The following is a 15,007-nucleotide window of genomic DNA, read 5'->3' as shown; positions in this document are numbered from 1 at the left end:
GCGTCACTCCCTGCGCAGCCAGCCGCCGAAGGCGCGGCCCAGCAGGCTCTCGCCACGCGGTGCGCTCTTGGCGTGGCCGGGCGGCAGGCCCGCCAGTTCGTCCGGTTGCGTGTCCGCCGCGCCGTTGCGCGACGCGATCTGCCCGAAGCTCTCGAACAGGTAGCGCCGCATCTCCACGCGATAGCCCAGCGTCTGCTCGGTCTGCTTCACCGCATTGAGCACGAGCAGCGAGTCGCCGCCCAGGTCGAAGAAGTTGTCGCTCGCGCGGATCTCGTTGACGTCGATGCCCAGCACGCCGGCCCAGATTTGCGCGAGCGGCGCCTGCTCCGGCGTGAGCAGGCTGCCGGCCGCGGCGCGCGCGCCGGTGGCGGCGGCGGGCTTGTGGGCCTTGTCCGCCCCATCCGGTTCATCGGCCGCGAGCTTGCGCAGGTAGGCCGCGCTCGCGGAGCCCTCGTCGGAGGCCAGGTAGGCGAGCGTGGCCGCCGGGCGCTCGGCGGCGCGGTGCAGCAGTTCGAGGTAGCGGTCGCGCAGCTGTGCACCGGTCTCGCGCAGGTAGATGTCGGCGTTGTAGATCAGCGCGCCTTCCAGGCCGTGCGGCTTGTCCATCAGCCACACGCCGATGTCGTCGGTCGCGCCGCGCTGCATCAGGTGCATCTGGCGGGTCTGCAGGCTGCCCAGGTGCCGCGCGCGCTCGCGTGCATCCTGGAACGAGAACATCGACTGGTAGGACCCGGCGTTCCTGTTCGGGGCTTCCAGGCCGTCGCCGGCCACCATCCGCTCGAACGGCACCTGCTGGCAGTTCATGAGCGTGAGCAGCTCCTGCTTCACGTAGCGCATGAAGTCGGGCAGCGGCCGGGCGAGGTCGATCTGCAGCGACACCGGCAGCACGTTGTTGAAGACGCCCATCACGTCCTCCGTCTCGGGCTGCAGGCGTCCGCGCACCGGGTTCGCGATGACGACCGCATCGCTGCCGATGACCCGGCTCAGGGTGAGCGCGTAGAGGCCGAAGGTCAGCATGCTCAGCGTCACGTCCATGCCGCGCGCGATCTCGCGAAGCCGCCCGGTGGTGGCCAGGTCGATGTGGATCCACTGCGTGCCGCCCTGGCCACTCTTGCCCGCGCGGCGGGGCATGTCGGTCCGGGGCAGGCGCGGCGGCGGCCCGCTCGCGAGGCGCCGCCGCCAGAAGGCGAGTTGCTCCTCGAAGGCCGGCTCCTTCATCCAGCCGGCGAGCCATTCGGCATAGTCGCCGTGCGTGGTGGCCAGCGGCGGCAGCCCGTGCGGACGGCCGCGCTCGGCGGCGTCGTAGATCGCGGTGAGCTCGCGCTGGAACAGGTCGAAGCACCAGCCGTCCCAGATGAGGTGGTGCGGCACGAACACGAACGCGTGGTCGTCGTCGTCGACCTGGAACAGCGCCGCATGGATCATCGGCGCGCGGTGCAGGTCGATGGGGCGGTCCGCCAGTTCCTGCATGCGCTCGGCCAGCTCGGCCTCGCGCTGGTCCGCGGGCAGGGCGCGCAGGTCGATCACCGGCAGCGAAAATTCCACAGCCTGCGATACCGATTGGAGCGGCTCTCCTGTGACCGGATCGGTGCCCACGCAGGTGCGCAGCGCGGGCTGGCGGCGAATGATTTCCGCGAGCGCCGCCTCGAAGCGCGCAGCATCGAAGGGGCCGGTCAGTCGCTGCGCCGACGGCACGTTGTAGACCGAGCGCCCCGGGTACAGCTGTTCCATGAACAGGATGCGCTCCTGCGACGGCGTCATCGGCGCGCTGGCGCGGTCGATGCGGCAGGCGAGCGGCGCCTGCATGCCGGCGCCGGCGGCTTGCAGGCCGGCAATCGCCGCGGCCAGGCGTTCGGGGGTGGGCGCCTCGAACAGCACGCGCAGCGGCAGCGTGACCTTGAACTCGCGGGCGAGCAGCGTTGCCAGCCGTGCGGCCAGCAGTGAATGGCCGCCCATGGTGAAGAAGTCGTCCTGCATGTCCAGGCCCGGCAGGCTCAGCACCTGCTCCATCGTCGCGAGCACCGTGCGCTCGGCGTCGTTGCGCGGGCCGGCGCCGCGGCGTACCTCGTCGCGCGGCAGCGCCTGCGGCGCGGGCAGCGACACCCGGTCGAGCTTGCCGTTGGGCAGCGTGGGCAGGCTCTTGAGCGTGACCACGTGCTGCGGAAGCATGAAGGCCGGCAGGCGCTCGCGCAGGTGCTGCATCAGCGCATCGAGATCGAAGGCGGCACCCGGCACCAGCGCGAGGTACGCCACCAGCCGCACATCGGCCGGGCGGTCCTCGCGTGCCACCACCACGCTGCGCGAGACGCCGGCCGCTTCGTTGCAGCGCGCCTCGATCTCGCCGGGCTCGATGCGGTAGCCACGCACCTTCACCTGGAAGTCGAGCCTGCCGAGGTGTTCGAGCAGGCCGTCGTTGCGCCAGCGGCCGCGGTCGCCGGTGCGGTACACCGCGCGTTTGTGGCCCAGCACGCGCGCCGTGAGGAAGCGCTCAGCGGTGAGTTCGGGGCGTTCGTGGTAGCCGAGCGTGAGGCCTTCGCCCGCAATGCAGATCTCGCCCGGCACACCGATGGGGCAGGGCTGCAGGTTGGCGTCGAGGATCCACACCTCGGTGTTGTCGATCGGCGTGCCGATGGACATGCCGCGCGCGGCGATCACCTCGCGCTGCATGTTCCAGGCGGTGGACCACACGGTTGTCTCCGTGGGGCCGTAGACGTTCCAGAATTCGGCGCAGCGGTCCAGCACATCGAACGCGAGCCGGGCGCGCACGGCTTCGCCGCCGATCCAGCCGCGAAAGTCCTTGGTGCCGGCCCACTGGGCATCGAGCAGCAACTGCCACATGCCGGGCGTGGCCTGCAGCACCGTGATGTCTTCGGTCTCCAGCAGTGCGCGCAGGCGGTCGCCGTCCACCGCGGTCTCGCGCTGGACCATCACCACTTCGGCGCCGGCCGCCAGCGGCAGCAGGATCTCGGCCACGTGGATATCGAACGAGAGCGTGGTCACCGCGGCGATCCGGTCGGCCGCGCCGATGCCGGGCGCCTTCTGCATCGAGGCGATCAGGTTGGCGACCGCGCTGTGCGGCACGCACACGCCCTTGGGCAGGCCGGTCGAGCCCGAGGTGTAGATCACGTAGGCCGGATCTTCGGCACGCGGATCGCAGATGTCCGGCGCGAGCGCGTCGGCGGGCGCCTGCAGCCAGGCGGTGTCGCGGTCGATCTCGAACAGCCGCGCGCCCGCATCGGCATTCCACTTGCGCGGCGCGGTGGCGATGTCCGAGGTGGTCACCAGCAGGCTGAGGCTGGCGTCGACGGCGTAGTGATCGAGCCGCGCCTGCGGAAAGCCCGGGTCGAGCGGCACGTAGGCCGCACCGGACTTGAGCACCGCGAGCACCGCGACGACCATGTCCAGCCCGCGCTCCAGGCACAGGCCCACGTACTCGCCGCGGCCGACGCCGCGCGCACGCAGCGCATGGGCCAGGCGGTTGGAGCGCGCGTCGAGGTCGGCGTAGCTGCAGGTGCGCGCACCGTCGCGCACCGCGGGGCGATCCGGCTGCTGCAGTGCACGCGCCACGAAGCCGGCATGCGCGAGCGGCGCGCCTTCCAGCGCAATGGGCAGCGGCTGCAGCGCGGCCAGCGCGCGCGCGGCTTCGGGCGACAGCACCTCGAGGCGGCCGATCAGCTCGTCGGGGCTGCGCACGGCCGAGCGCAGCACGCACTCGAACATGTCGAGCCAGCGCTGCACGCTTTCCTCGTCGAAGAGGTCGGTGTTGTACTGGGCCTCGATCTGCAGCCCGCCGTCCAGCGGCCGCAGGTTGAGGAAGAGTTCGAAGTTCTCATGGCGGCGCGCCACCGTGTCCTGCGCGACGTGCAGGCCCGAGAAGGTCTGCGTGCCGGCGGCCATGTCGGGGTCGACATTGAACATCACGCTCACCAGCGGCTGGCGGCTCGCATCGCGCTGCAGCGAGAGCTTGCCCAGCAGCGCGCCGTAGGTGAGCGCCTGGTGCTCGAAGGCGTCGAGCACGGCGGTCCTGCATTCGCCCATGAGCGTGTCGAAGCGCAGCTCGGCGGGCGCCGCGATGCGCAGCGGCAGCAGGTTCACGCAGTGGCCCACCAGGCCAGGCATGTCGTGCGCCAGCTGGCCCGAGGCCGGAATGCCCACCACGATGTCGTCCTGGCCGGTGAGGCGTTGCAGCGTGGCGACGAAGCCGGTGAGCAGCCCCGCGAAGAGGCTGGTACCGGTCTTCGCGCTCATGCTGCGCAGCGAGGCCACCAGGCGCCGCTCCAGCAGCCGCTCGGTGCGCCGCGAGGCGAAGGTGCGCACGGCGGGGCGCGGATGGTCCAGCGGCAGGTCGAGCACGGGCAGCGTGCCGCCCGAGAAGCGCTCCAGCCAGTAGTCCACGTGCTGCTGCATCGTGGGCTGCGCGGCGTCGGCGGCTTCCTCGGTCGCGAAGGCGTCGAAGGTGGGGGCGGCCTTCAGCGGCAGGCCGTCGCCGGTCTGCTGGGCATAGAGGTGGCCCAGCTGCTCGATGATGACCGCCCACGACCAGCCGTCGCAGACCACGTGGTGGGCCGACATCAGCAACTCGTGCTCGCCCTCGCCGAGCCGGTAGAGCTGGGCCCGGAAGAGCGGCCCCTGCTCCAGCGAGAACGGCGTACTCACCGCCGCTTCGTGCGCGTCCTGCAAGGCGAGCGCGCGGGCTTCAAGGTCGAGCAGGCTCAGGTCGCGCTGCGAGAGCGGATCGGGGTCCGCCTGGCCGACCAGCATGCAGGTGCCGTCCGGCGAGATGGTCGCGCGCAGCGACTGGTGCCGCTCGACCAGGCGGGCCATGGCGCGCGCCATCGACTGGCGGTCCAGCGGGCCGCGCAACCGCAGCACCACCGACTCGTTGTAGGCTAGCGATGCCTCGGTGCTCAGCATCGCGCCGAGCCAGACCTCGCGCTGCGATTCGGTCGTGGGAATCACGCATTCCACGAATGCGCCGAGGTTGGCGGCCGAGCCTGTCGCGGCCGTGGTGGGGCGAAGAACGGCGTTCATGCGGCCCGCCCGTTGGCGATCTGGATCGCGTCAGGTGCGCCCGGCACGTACCAGAACGGCTGGCCGTCGACATCGCGGCCGAGCACCGAACCATCTTCCGAGGGCTTGCGAATGTCGAAGCCGCTCACGGCCGGCGTTCGGCGCGGCAGGAAGCCCGACTCCTGCATCTCGGCCACCGATTCCTTGAATGCGCGCTGGATCGTCGCGATGTCTTCCTGGCTGTGCGCCGTGGTGAGGAAGCACGGGAAGTTGTCCAGGATGTGCACGCCGCGGCTGCGCATCATGGCGAAGAGCAGGTCTTGCAGCGGATGGTCTTCGAGCCAGTTCACCCGCCAGAGCGAGGCGAAGTGGCGAATGGCGATCGGCGCGCCGGCTTCGGTGCACCAGGCGGTGAGCTCCTCGGCCATGGCGGTGGTGCTCGCGCCGAGCGCGGCCTGCAGCGCGGGGCCGGCTTCCTTCAGGTGTTCGAGCGAGGCCTTGGCGGCCGCCAGCGCGAGCGGATGCCGCACGAAGGTGCCGGCGAAGTAGGTCACGCCCACGCCCGGGATCGAGTCGTCGCCGTACTGCCAGGCGCCGCCGTCGAGTGCATCCATGAACGGCCGCTTGCCCGCGATCACGCCGACCGGGAAGCCACCGCCGATCACCTTGCCGTAGGTGGCGAGGTCGGCACGCACGCCGAAGAGTTCCTGCGCACCGCCCAGGCCCGTGCGAAAGCCGGTGATGACCTCGTCGAAGATGAGGCAGGTGCCGCTCTCGGTGGTGATCTCGCGCAGTTCCTGCACGAACTCGCGCGGCTGGAAGTCGGGGCGGCGGCTCTGCACCGGCTCGACCAGCACCGCGGCCAGGTCCTCGGCGTTCTCGCGGATGAAAGCCAGCGCCTCGGGCGTGCCGTAGTCGAGCACGCGCACGTCGCCGAACATGCCGCTCATCACACCGGGCGCGGCCGACAGGCCCTTGCCGCCCCTGCCGGCGCGCACCAGCACCTCGTCGAAGGTGCCGTGGTAGGAGCCGGTGAAGACCACCACCGTGCTGCGTCCGGTGACGGTGCGCGCGATGCGAAGCGCCGCCATCACCGCCTCGGAGCCGGTGTTGCACAGGCCCGCGCGCTCGCATCCCGTGAGCTCGCAGATGAGGCGTGTCACGTCGGCCGCGAGCGGATGCTGCGGGCCGATTTCATAGCCCGCGTCCAGCTGCTTCTTCACCGCTTCCTGCACGAAGTCGGGTTGCCAGCCGAAGAGGTTCAGGCCGAAGCCGTTGAGTGCATCCACGTACTCGTTGCCGTCGATGTCCCAGAGCTTCGAGCCCTTGGAGCGCTCGATCACGATCTGGTAGGTGATCTCCTTGGTCAGCGGCCGGAAGCCGTTGACCACGCGCGGATCGGCCATGTGGGCGCGGTTGTCTTCGGTGAAGCGCTTGCTCTTCTGCGTGCGTTCGACATAGCGCCGCACGAACGTGGCCAGCCGCGCCTTCTGTCGCGCGCTGGGCTCGGCGGTGCGCTGCGTGTGGATGCGGGCGATGGCGCCGAAGGCCTTGGCGACGTCGTAGCGCACCGGTTCGCGCGGTGTTTCCGGCAATGCGGACGATTGCGCCTGTGGTTCCGGCGCGGCCTGCACCGGCTCCGGAGCAGCCATTGCAGCGGGAACGACAGGAATGCCCGCGCCGGACAGCAATGCGAGCTGCTGGCGCATCAATTCCATTTGCTGCGCAATCAACTGGTTCAGCGCGCCGGCCGGTTGCCGGGGCACCGAATCGGCTGTCGGCACTTGCGCCTGCGCGGCGACCGCCGGTGTCATCGGGATGGCGATGGGCGCCGCCGACGCAGGCGCCGGCTCGGCCTCGGGCGGCATGCTTTGTTGCAGGAAGGCCGCGAGTGCGTCGAGGCTGCGGTAGTTCTCCATCAACTGCCGGAAGCTCAGGTTGACCTTGAAGCTCTTCTTGATCTGCGTGGCGGCCTGGGTCAGCGTGAGCGAGTCGAGGCCGAGTTCGGCGAAGGCGGCGTGGCCCTGGGCCTCGGCCATGTCGATGCCCGAGATGTCCTCGAGCAGGGTTCGCAATCGCGCGTCCACCGACGGCGCGCGCGAAGCGGCGGGCTGGGGCGGGGACGTCAGCGGCGGATGGGTAGCGGGCACTGCAGCGGTCACGATCGGCTCCAATGAAACGGGTGGGACGAGGGCGGGAAGGGCGGGAGGAAGGGCGGCCGGCGACTGGGCGATCGGCGCGGTCGGCGCGATGTCGACCCAGAGGCGCTTGCGTTCGAACGGATAGGTGGGCAGGCACACGCGGCGCGCGCTCGCGCGGGCGGTGAAGTGGGCGAGGTCGATGTCGGTGCCGCAGGCCCACAGGCGCGCAGCCGCCAGGCGCAGGGTGCGGGCCTCGTCGGCCGGTTCGCCGTGCAGCAGCGAGACCGCGGTGGCGCCCGCCTTCGACGTGGGGGCCAGCGTCTTCGCGCCGTGCTGGCGCACCAGCGTGGCCAGCGTGTTGCGCGGCCCGACCTCCACGAAGACCGGATGCGCGGCCGCGGCCGCCGCGCTCTGCAACGCGGGTGAGAAGCGCACCGTGCCGCGCAGGTGCTGTGCCCAGTAGGCCGGGCTCGCGGCCTCCACGTCTTCGAGCAGCCGGCCGGTGAGCGTCGAGAAGATCGGAATGGCCGGTGCGTGCAGCGCGACCTGGCCCACGAGCGCCTCGAAGGGCGCGACCGCGCCGTCCATCATGGCGGAGTGGAACGCGTGGGAGGTCTGCAGCGCGCGGCAGGCGATGCCTTCAGATTCGAGCGCGGCCTGCATCTGTGCGATGGCGTCGGTGGGGCCGGCGGCCACGCAGGCGGTGGGTCCGTTTTCCGCCGCGAGCGAAACAGCCGGCCACGCCGCGAGCCGCGCGGCGAGATCGTCTGCACCCAGCCGCACCGACAGCATGGTTCCCGCAGGCAGCGCCTGCATGAGCGCGCCGCGGCGGGCGACGAGGCTGGCGGCGTCTTCGAGCCGCATCACCCCGGCGATCACCGCTGCGACGAATTCGCCGACGCTGTGGCCGATCAGCGCATGCGGCCGCAGGCCCAGCGACAGCAGCCGCCGCGCGAGCGCGTACTCGAGCGTGAAGAGCGCAGGCTGCGTGACCGCGGTGGGCGCGAGCGCACCCGGGTCGTCGCTGAACATGCGTTCGCGCAGATCGAAATCGGTGACGCCGTCCAGGGCATGCAGGCAGTCGTCGAAGGCGGCCGCGAAGACCGCATCGCTCGCGTGCATCGCGCGACCCATGCCGGCGTACTGCGCGCCCTGGCCCGGGAACATCAGCACCGGCTGCGGCGTGCGCGCGGCGATGCTGCCGCTCGTGCGCCACGGGGCATCGTCCATTCGCAATGCAGCGATGGCCTCTGCCGCATCGGCGGCCACCACGGCACGGCGGAAGGCGTGCGGCTTGCGGCCGACGCAGAGGGTGAAGGCCGCGTCGGCGAGCGCGAGGCCGGGGTGCGCTTCGAGGTGCGCCGCGAGCTGCTGCGTGGCGACCGCGAGCGCGGCCTCCGAGCGGGCCGACAGCGGCAGCACGTGGATGCCGGCTGCGGCCGCTAGTGCAGCGGAACGTGCCGGCGCTTCTTCCAGCACGACGTGCGCATTCGTGCCGCCGACGCCGAAGGAGCTCACCCCCGCACGGCGCGGCAGGTCGGCGCGCGGCCAGGGCTGCAGCGCGTTGCTCACGAAGAACGGCGTGCGTGCGAAGTCGATCGTCGGGTTCGGCGCGTTGAAGTGCACGGTCGGCACCATCACCTCGTGGTGCAGCGACAGCGCCGCCTTGATGAGCCCCGCGGCCCCTGCGGCCGTGACCATGTGGCCCACGTTGCTCTTGAGCGAGCCGAGCGTGCAGTAGCCCCGCGCGTCGGTGTGCTCGGCGTAGGCGACGGCCAGCGCCTCGACCTCGATCGGGTCGCCCATCGGCGTGGCGGTGCCGTGCGCCTCGACGTAGCCGATGCTCTGCGCGTCCACGTCGGCTGCGGCCAGCGCGGCGCGGATCACCGCGGCCTGGCCGTCCACGCTGGGGGCGGTGAAGCTGGCCTTGGCGCCGCCGTCGTTGTTCACGCAGGCGCTGCGAAGCACTGCGTAGATGGTGTCGCCATCGGCCTCTGCATCGGACAGGCGCTTGAGCAGCACCACCGCCGCGCCGTCGCTGAACACGGTGCCCCGGGCCTCTGCATCGAAGCTGCGCGTGTGGCCGTCGGGCGAGAGCATCGAGCCCTCGTTGTAGAGGTAGCCGCTCCTGGGGGGGCAGGTGACCGATGCACCGCCCGCGAGCGCCATGTAGCACTGGCCGGTGCGCAATGCATGGAAAGCCTGCGCCACCGCGACCAGCGAGGTCGAGCACGCGGTGTTCACGCTCACCGCCGGCCCGCGCAGGTTGAGCCGGTTGGCCACGCGGGTGGTGATGTAGTCCTTCTCGTTGGCCAGCATGACCTGGAATTCGCCGACGGCCTCCACGAGGTCGGGGCGCGAGGCCACATGGCGCTGGAAGTAGGTGGCGTTGTTCGTGCCGGCATACACGCCCACCGGGCCGGGCGCCTCGTCGGGCACGTAGCCCGCGCGCTCCAGGCACTCCCAGCAGATCTCCAGGAACACGCGGTGCTGCGGGTCCATGAGCGTGGCTTCCTTCGGGCCGATGCCGAAGAAGGCGGCGTCGAAGTCCTCGATGCCTTCGATGACGCCGCGTGCCCGCACGTAGGCCGGGTCGCTGCGCAGCGCCTGGCTGACGCCGGCGTCCAGCGTAGCGTCGTCGAAGAAGCTGACGGTATCGCGGCCGGCGACGAGGTTGTCCCAGAACTGCTCGACGTCGCCGGCGCCTGGGAAGCGGCCGGCGGTGGCGATGAGGGCGATGGCTTCGGGGGCATCGACTGAAGCGCGGGTTTCGCTTCGGCGCACGGGCGCGTTTCGTGGCGATGACGGCGTCTCATCGGCCGATTGCAATTGCGCCGCTATGGCACCCGGCGTCGGATGCCGGAAAAACAGGTTGGTCGACAGCGCCGGCGCGTCGTCGCGCTGCAGGTCCGCTAGCACCTGCAGCACCAGCAGCGAGTTGCCTCCCAGGTCGAAGAAGTTGTCGTTGCGTCCGACCTTGGCGATGCAGAGGGCGCACGCGAAGGCGTCGCACACCTGCTGCTCGAGCGCGTCATGCGCTTCCTCGAAGGGCTGCGCGAGCTCGGGGCGCTCGCCTGCGGGTTCGGGCAGGGCCTTGCGATCCAGCTTGCCGTTGGGCGTGACGGGGAGCTGCGGCAGCCACACCTGCGCCGAGGGCAACAGCGCCGCAGGCAGGCGGGCCGCGAGGTGCGTGCGCAGCGCGTCCCACGAGAGCTTTTGCGAGCGCGCGACAAGATAGGCGACGAGGCGCAGCTGTCCGTCATCGGCCGGCCGCGCGACCACTGCGCACGACTGCACCGCAGGATGCGAAAGGATCGCCGTCTCGACCTCGCCGGTCTCGATGCGGTGGCCGTGGATCTTCACCTGGCCATCGATGCGGCCGATGAATTCGACGGTACCGTCGGGCAGCCAGCGCGCGAGATCGCCCGTGCGGTAGAGCCGGTCGCCCGGGCCGCCGAAGGGGTCGGGCACGAAGCGCGCGGCGGTGAGTTCCGGCTGCCCGAGGTAACCGCGCGCCAGCCCATGCCCGCCGATGCACAGCTCTCCCACAAGCCCGCTGGGCAAGAGCGCCAGCGACGGGCTCAGCACGCGCAGCACGGTGTCCTTGATCGGGCGGCCGAGCGGTACCGAACGCAGGTCGCCCCGGAGTCCGGATCGTTCGATGCGGTGCGTGGCCGCGAATGTGGTGCACTCGGTCGGTCCGTAACCGTTGCTGAGCACGAGGCCGGGGAGGGCTTCGAGCGCACGGCGCACATGCGCAACCGAGAGGGCTTCGCCGCCGGTGAACAGATGTTCGAGGCCTGCAAGATGCTGCGGATTACCGTCGACCACGGCGTTGAAGAGGGCGGCCGTGAGCCAGGCCGTGCGCACCTCGTGCCGGGCGATCGTGCGCGCCAGGCCGGCACCGGTGGGTACCCGTTCGTCGTGGATCACGCAGCGGCCGCCGTTCAGCAGCGGGCCCCAGATTTCCAGCGTCGAGGCGTCGAAGGCGAGCGGCGCCGCATGCAGCATGGCGCGGCCGGGCGCGAGCTCGACGTAATCGACATCGATCACCAGCCGCAGGATCGCGCAATGGCTGATCGCGATGCCCTTGGGTATCCCGGTCGAGCCCGAGGTGTACATGAGGTACGCCGCCGATTCGCCGTCGATCGCCGGGGTGTTCCAGACAGTGCGGTTGGCGTCGTCTCCGGGCTTATCGAGCAGTACGGCGGCGCGGTCGGCCGGCACGAACTGGCGCAGCGTTTCGATCGTCACCACCCGGGTGGCGCCCGCCTGGTCGAGCATGTTCGCGATCCGCTCAGGCGGAAAGTCGGTCGGCACCGGCACGTAGGCGGCGCCCGCCTTGAGGATGCCGAGCATGGCGACGATGGCGGCCATCGAACGCTCGAACACCATCCCGACGTTGTCGCCCGCGCGCACGCCCGATTGCTGCAGGCGGTGCGCGAGCCGGTCGGTGAGCGCGTCAAGTTCGTCGTAGCGCATCGTTGCCTCGCCTTCCGCGAGCGCCACCGCATCCGGCGTGGCCGCGGCCCGGCGGCTGAACATGGCCGGCACGGTCAGCGCGCGGTCCAGCGCGGCGGGTGGTGTGTTCCAGCCGACGAGCTGGTTGTCGCGGTCGGCGTCGGGCAGGGTGCGGATGCCGTGGAGCGCGGCGTCGGGGTGGGCCAGCAGATCGGCGGCGGTGTCGGCGATGGCCGCGAGCAGGCGATCGGCGCAGGGCGCGTCCATCAGGCTGGCGGCTGTGTCGAGGTGCAGGAAGGCCGGGTACCCGGAACGGGCGTCGACGCGCAGGCGTATCGGGGTGTCGGCGGCCTCGGAAGTCCGGGCAGCGGCACGGCGACCGAGGTCGAACTGCGCCAGCCACGCGCCGGCCGTCACCGCCAGCGGCGCGGTCCCTTCATGCGAACCCGGCGGGAGCACGCCCAGCCAACGCGAGCGCAGCAGCAGCCAGGCACCCTCGAAAAGCGTGTCCGGCAGATACCCCGTGGTACCCAGGGAAGCCAGCCAGCGCTGCGCGAAACCCGCCTCGAGCGCCAGCGAGGCGCCGGATTGCCCGTCCGCCGCTTCGACGGCGGACCGCGAGAAGAACAGGTCCTCCAACGAGGGCCCCGCAGCGGCGGCAAACTGCACTGGCGAAGCGAATGGGATTTCCATGTAGTTACCAAGCTGAAATGCAACGGATGATTTTTGAATTCAAATTAACAAATTAACTGGAATTCAAGTCGGGATCGGCTTGTCGCGATCCTAGAAGCATGTAGACGCATCCGTGTGGGGGTTTTGCGGCTCGGTTACATCAGGATTTATATATTTCCGAATTCAACTACCCAAATTTCCGGGTTTTGGGGTACCTATTCGGGGGATTTGCATAATTTGCCGTCAAATTGACGGCCGTATTTACTGATTGGCTCGGCTCAAAGAGTGTTTCAATCAAGGGCAGGCCGATGCGTCAGGGGCGTCGATCACGGCGAGGGCGGCATGATTCCTGTTGTCTTGACAGGTGACAAGAGTCTTGGCGGGAGGGGGCGCCCGGGCCGGATGCGCGTGTACTTAATTGCCGATCGTGTAACGGGAGACGAATAAAATAGCGCAGGAGTCGAAAGCTGCAGAATTGATCGAGCTGTATCGATTGCGCTGGGAATTTCACGAAAAACACGATGTATTCGACGACACCCTGTTACCCGGCGTAGTCCTCGGGTATTGAATTGGCTATTTTTAATCGGACGTCCAGAATAATTGCGATGAAAGATCGGTCAATTATTTTTATTTCGAAGGCAGGGCGTTGGTGCGGAAATACTTCGCGTTCAGCCACCGCGACGCGAATTTAAAAAAGCCGCTGACTGGCCGCGGGTGGAGATCGGACGAAAAAGGGTCGTCGTTGATTCAGGTGGCGGGCGGTTTCCGGTCTGGCGGTCGGCATCGGCGACACCTCCGTGCGGGCCAATGCGCCGAACACGCCGTTTCGCGCGCCGATTGCCGATACCGTGGTTTCAATGCGGCGCTGCACCATCGCGACGATATGCAAACGGTGTTGCGTAGAGGTGCGCGGTCGTTTAGCGATGGTCTGCAGAACGCGATCTGCGATTGCAGGCAGATGAATAAGGCGATGGCGAGCCATCAGGCGATCAGATCGAATAGTCTTCAAGCATCGATCTGCTGCACCGGGCCCCTTCGCACGAGCTCGGCGAGCGCGATTCGGGCGCCGCGCACGCACCCATCCCCGGCCTGCATCAACCGCCTGCGGATCTTGATCCGCCATTGCGTCAAAACGTATTTCCAAATCTCTCGAAAAAACGTCAAATGGCGTGAATCCGAATAACTGAGAACGTGCGTACTACTTGCAGGCAGGCGTGAATGCACGACCTGCATGGCGGCTCGGATGGATGAAACGCCGGTAGTCAAAGGCTCGGGCGCCCCGATCGGCGCAGGAGCAAAGGGAGTCACGATTGGGCCATGCACTGATTGTTGAAGACGACGAGGATTCGGCGCGCATGATCGCGGCGCTGGTGGTTCGCGAGGGCCACACGGTCGTGTGCGCCCATTCAATCGGCGCGGCCCGCCGCCTGATCGCGATGCAGCGGCCCGATCTACTGCTGCTCGACCTCCACCTGCCCGACGGCAGCGGGTTCGACCTGCTGTCCGATCCCGACATCCTGGCCGACACGGTGCTCGTGCTCATGACCGGGCAGGCGAGCCTGGAGACGTCGCTTCGGGCGCTGCGCCTCAGGGCGGCCGACTACCTCGTGAAGCCGATCAATCCGCAGCACCTCAAGAGCCTGCTGTCGCGCCTAGTGGCACCGTCGCAACTGCGTGCCGAGCTCGCCGAAGTGCAGGAGCAATGGCGCAAGACTGGCCGCTTTGGCGACCTGATCGGGCGTTCGCCCCCGATGCAGCGGGTGCACCGCCAGATGTCGCGGGTGGCGGGTACCGCGGTCACCGTGTTCATCCAGGGAGAGAGCGGTACCGGCAAGGAACTGGTGGCGCGCGGGGTACACGATCTGAGCCGCCGTCGCGACCAGCCTTTTCTGGCGGTCAACTGCGCGGCGCTCTCGGCGCATCTGATCGAGAGCGAGATCTTCGGCCACGAGCGCGGCAGCTTCACGGGCGCGGAGCGAGAGCACCGCGGCTTCTTCGAGCGGGCGCACGGGGGCACGCTGTTCCTGGACGAAGTGACCGAAATGCCGCTCGAGCTGCAGGCGAAGCTGCTGCGCGTGCTGGAGAGCGGCACCTTCATGCGGGGCGGATCGGCGCAAGTGCTGCAGACCGATGTGCGCATCATCGCGGCCACCAACCGCGATGCCGGAGAGGCGGTAACGCGCGGCAAGCTGCGCGAGGACCTGCTGTACCGGCTGAACGTGTTTCCGATCGCGCTGCCGCCGCTGAGCGAGCGCGGCGAGGACATCCAGCTGATCGCCGAAAGCTTCCTGCAGGACCTGCACCGCGCGGACGGCGGCGCGCGATGCTTCAGCCCCGCGGCGCTGGTGCGGCTGGGTGCCTACCACTGGCCGGGGAACGTGCGCGAGCTGCGCAACGTGGTGCAGCGCACGTGGGTCATGGCAATGGGGTCCGAGGTGACCGAGGAATGGTTGCCGCCTCTCGGCGGCGCGCAACTTTCGCGGCGTCGGGAAGCCGTGCCCCCGCGCGCGACGATGACGGGCTTCGACGAGACGGTGCCGGGCGTGCTGGAGCTGGGCGGCAGCGAAGTCGTGGTCGAGATCGGCACCCAGCTTGCCGAGGTGGAACGGCGCGTGATCCTCGCTACTTACGAGAGTTGCGGCAGGAACAAGGAACGCACGGCCGCGATGCTCGGCATCAGCATGAAGACGCTCTACAACCGGCTCAAGGAGTATCGCCTGTGA

4 protein-coding genes are annotated in these 15,007 nt (G+C 69.3%); 1 reads left to right on the top strand and 3 read right to left on the bottom strand.

Translation table 11 applies throughout. The features are described 5' to 3' along the window. Positions 1-3: 3 nt before the first annotated feature. From GNX71_RS16505 to GNX71_RS16495, 3 genes are all read right to left on the bottom strand, one after another. Entirely contained in the window at positions 4-5,031 is a 5,028-nt protein-coding gene (locus GNX71_RS16505; RefSeq protein WP_206173310.1) for a non-ribosomal peptide synthetase, read from the bottom strand. Further along, a complete protein-coding gene (locus GNX71_RS16500; protein ID WP_206173309.1) occupies positions 5,028-12,305 on the bottom strand; it encodes a polyketide synthase in 7,278 nt (2,425 codons plus the stop codon). The genes GNX71_RS16505 and GNX71_RS16500 overlap by 4 nt, the downstream gene beginning before the upstream one ends. A gap of 667 nt (positions 12,306-12,972) precedes the next feature. Continuing rightward, positions 12,973-13,293, bottom strand: a complete 321-nt coding sequence (locus GNX71_RS16495) for a hypothetical protein (RefSeq protein ID WP_206179301.1) — start codon at positions 13,291-13,293, stop codon at positions 12,973-12,975. Between the two features lie 301 nt (positions 13,294-13,594). Here GNX71_RS16495 and GNX71_RS16490 point away from each other — a divergent pair, with 301 nt between their 5' ends. Continuing rightward, complete coding sequence (locus tag GNX71_RS16490) at positions 13,595-15,007, top strand: sigma-54 dependent transcriptional regulator (protein WP_206179300.1); 1,413 nt, start codon at positions 13,595-13,597, stop codon at positions 15,005-15,007.

The organism is Variovorax sp. RKNM96, from assembly GCF_017161115.1.
Classification (GTDB): domain Bacteria; phylum Pseudomonadota; class Gammaproteobacteria; order Burkholderiales; family Burkholderiaceae_C; genus Variovorax.
Note: the sequence above shows the minus strand (reverse complement) of the source record. Positions and strands in the feature narration are given on the sequence as shown.